Source organism: Methanothrix sp. (genome assembly GCF_024518575.1).
Classification (GTDB): domain Archaea; phylum Halobacteriota; class Methanosarcinia; order Methanotrichales; family Methanotrichaceae; genus Methanothrix_B.
This window is the reverse complement of the sequence record NZ_JANIHG010000069.1, coordinates 1-3,238: the sequence shown is the minus strand read 5'-3', so window position 1 is coordinate 3,238 and position 3,238 is coordinate 1. Positions and strand designations below refer to the sequence as shown.

The 3,238-nt window shown below is 52.4% G+C and carries 4 protein-coding genes and 1 pseudogene; 2 read left to right on the top strand and 3 right to left on the bottom strand.

Annotated features, from left to right (window positions below):
- A partial coding sequence (locus tag NQU42_RS08385) for a zinc ribbon domain-containing protein (protein WP_366070333.1) occupies positions 1–95 on the top strand: 95 nt, incomplete at its 5' end.
- Positions 96–400: 305 nt separating this feature from the next.
- On the opposite strand, the gene thiL is transcribed toward NQU42_RS08385, so the two are convergent.
- The 3 genes and pseudogenes from thiL to NQU42_RS08300 all read right to left on the bottom strand — a co-directional run.
- Complete coding sequence (gene thiL / locus NQU42_RS08310; protein WP_296610605.1) at positions 401–1,327, bottom strand: thiamine-phosphate kinase; 927 nt, start codon at positions 1,325–1,327, stop codon at positions 401–403.
- Positions 1,328–1,397: 70 nt separating this feature from the next.
- Positions 1,398–1,610, bottom strand: a complete 213-nt coding sequence (locus NQU42_RS08305; RefSeq protein ID WP_366070331.1) for a hypothetical protein — start codon at positions 1,608–1,610, stop codon at positions 1,398–1,400.
- Between the two features lie 121 nt (positions 1,611–1,731).
- Positions 1,732–1,941, bottom strand: a pseudogene (locus NQU42_RS08300) (zinc ribbon domain-containing protein); the annotation flags it as partial.
- Between the two features lie 413 nt (positions 1,942–2,354).
- Here NQU42_RS08300 and NQU42_RS08295 point away from each other — a divergent pair.
- Entirely contained in the window at positions 2,355–2,996 is a 642-nt protein-coding gene (locus NQU42_RS08295; protein WP_296610600.1) for an HAD family hydrolase, read from the top strand.
- The last annotated feature ends 242 nt before the right edge of the window (positions 2,997–3,238 follow it).

The following is a 3,238-nucleotide window of genomic DNA, read 5'->3' as shown; positions in this document are numbered from 1 at the left end:
ACAGATGTCCTTTCTGCGGCCTGACTCTGGATAGAGATCATAATGCAGCCATAAACGTTCTCAGACTGGGGCTACAGTCTGTGGCGAAAGCCTAGATGCCCGCCAATTCATTGGCGGGAGTAGTCACTTCGGGGGGTATCCTCTGCTGTAGAGGCATGCTCCGATGCAGATATTTTCATAACAGTGTCTTTTTAAACTGTATCAGCAAACAACTTCAAAATGTGGAGCGTCTTTGCCTGTTGCCGTGGCACGTATCGCGTAAACTCCACCGTTAATTGCAACAGCTGCCTCTGAGATCCAGGACCACCACCAGATCCGCATTACGCAAATGCCAACAAGTTGAGTTGCTCTGAAAATAGAATGCAACTCCGGTCGCATGGCTGGTTTTGAGATGGCTTCACTATGATCCGTGCTCGTATCCGCTCCTGGGTATGGGCATCATGCTTCCATCCCTCTCGAGCCAGATGCCATTTTCCACAGCACGCCCTATCACGCTGAGCTCGCAGGCTTTTCTCGCCTCATCGATCATATCCTCCCTGACCGTGAAGAGGAGCTCGAAGTCGCCTCCTGCGCTGAGAACCATCTCCAGGGCCTCCTCATCGCTCTCAGCGATCGCTCTCACCTCGTCTGCGAGGGGTATTCGATCGTAATCGACGATGAACCCCGTACCTCCAGCCTCGGCAAGGTCGTGAAGCGAGAGCGCGAGCCCATCGCTGTTGTCCATCATCGCTGTCACGGCACCTGTTCTCGAGAGCGCCATGCCCTCCTGCACCCTGGGGCGTGGCTCCAGAAGCCGGCGCGCAAGATCAAACCTGCCAACCTCAAGCGCTTTCAGTCCGGCTCCAGCTCCGCCGAGAGAGCCGGTGGTGCAGAGCAGATCCCCTGGCCGCGCGCCTCTCCTCCTCAGGATCCTCTCACGCGATACCAGCCCGAGCGCGGTGCCGCATAGCGTGAGCTCCCTGTGTGCATCAGTATCACCGCCTAGCACCTCTGTGCCGTATGCCTCAACACAGTCCCTGATTCCCCTGAAGATCTCATCTATGAGCTCAACGTCTGTTTCAGGGGGTATTCCAGATGCGATCAGAATTCCAAGAGGCTCAGCGCCCATAGCTGCGATGTCGCTCAGGTTGACCGCCGCGCTCATCCAGCCGATCTGCCATGGCGTCGCTTGATCGGGAAAATCAGTCTCCCTGTGCAGAATGTCTGTGCTCACAACCAGATACTCATCGTCAAGCGCAATAACCGCGCAGTCGTCCTTCTCGATCCCTCCCAGGATATCCGCAATCCTGGATATCAGAGCGCGCTCCCCGATATCATGAAACCTCATGCCAGAACTTCAAGCACATCTATCGTTTTAAAAATACGCTTCTGATCTGCACCTTCAGAGAGCATGTGCCTCAATCCTCAACAAGATCCTCTCTGGTGTGACTCTTCTCGTACTCAGATCGTATCGCCTCTATCATCGCACTGTCGGCCTCGACGACCAGCGCGCCGATGTAGCCGCACCTTTTACAGTGATACAGCTTGCCGGCATAACCTCCTGCCTCGTAGTAGATATCAGAGCTGCCGCATACAGGGCAGACCTCGATCAGATGCTCTTTTTTATCCATTGTTCCTGTTCTATGTAAGTTCATCCTTATGTGACTTCCTCCCCTTCAGGGAAAGGGCTTCCTGCGCTTCGACTTGTTGTCGATGCCCCTCTACGTCAAGTCGAAGGTTTCATAGATCTGGCTATCCAGTATCTCCACAGGCTCTACCCCTCAGTCCGAGAGTGAGCATGTTCAACGCTGCGTTACGATCTCGATCCAGTTTAAGCCCACAACTCGGACAGACATGGACTCGATCCTTCAGCGTCTTCGACGCGATTGAGCCACAACCTGAACAACGCTGTGACGTACACCTGCCCTCAACCAATTCAACCGGCTTACCAGCCCTCTCAGCCTATCCCTCTCAGCCTATGGAAGATAACACGATGAATATTTAACAATTTTCCACTCTCATATGTGTTCCACCAGATGATATCGATATCAATCGCATCAAAGCATAATTTCAAGACAATACCCATGTAAAAATTATTAATTGATTCTTGCGTCAAACTGTCTTAACCGATGAGACATGAAGATCAACAGCATGTAATCCCGCAGGATTCGTGATTATGTCATTGGATGCTGTTTCCAAAAATGCTATTCTGTGAATTGAGACCAAGACCAGTAATTTATCGAGATGCTTTGGCGCACTGGATAGTGCAGACCGTCATATCAGGTGGTTGGATGGACGCGATTTGTTTATAAAGAGTCACTCCCAGATTGTACACCAAAGAGATATGCGCGGTTAAGAGATCGCAGGTAAGAGAGATGCCAGAGGTAATATCATTCGATATGGACGGGACCCTGGTGAGCCCGAGGTACGTCGACAGGGTGTGGATGGAGGCGATCCCTGAGCTTTACGCGGAGCGGCACGGCGTGGAGCTGGACGCCGCAAAAGAGATCGTCATCGGAGAGTATATGAAGATCGGAAGCGACAGGCTCGAGTGGTACGACCTCGGGTACTGGCTGGAGAAGTTCGATCTCAAGATCGATAAGTACGAGCTCCTCGAGATGCACAGATCCGAGATAGAGGTATACCCTGAGGTGGAGGAGGTTCTCGGTTCTTTGAGAGATTCAGGCTACGAGCTCGTAGTCACATCAAATGCGGCGAGGGAGTTCATCGAGATGGAGCTCGACGGGCTGATGGACAGGTTCAGCAGGATTTTCTCCGTGACCTCGGATTTCAGGGATGTGAAGAAATCACCCCGCTCATACATCCTGGTCTGCAGGGCTCTTGGAAGAAAGCCTCTGGAGGTGCTTCACATCGGTGATCATTACGTTTACGACTACGAGGCTCCGATCGAGGCCGGCCTGGACGCTCTCTTCCTGGACAGAAAGGGGAACAGAAGCGGCCCGGAGGTCGTGGGCGACCTGAAAGAGGCTGCTGACCGGATAATGAACGGAATGTAATTGATTATCGTCTCTCAACGTTAGCGCTGCCTGCATGGCTTAAAGGCATCAAACGGAATGCGAGGTCATTAACATTAAATTACTGAGGAGATCTCCCATGCAACCTGGAGGTATTATGAAGAAGAACAGCAGACTCATTCTCGCGCTGGATGTGGGATCAGGGGATGAGGCGTACAGCATAGCCTCAGAGACAGAGGGGATCTTCGATGCGATCAAGGTTGGGTATCCACTGATACTCTCGG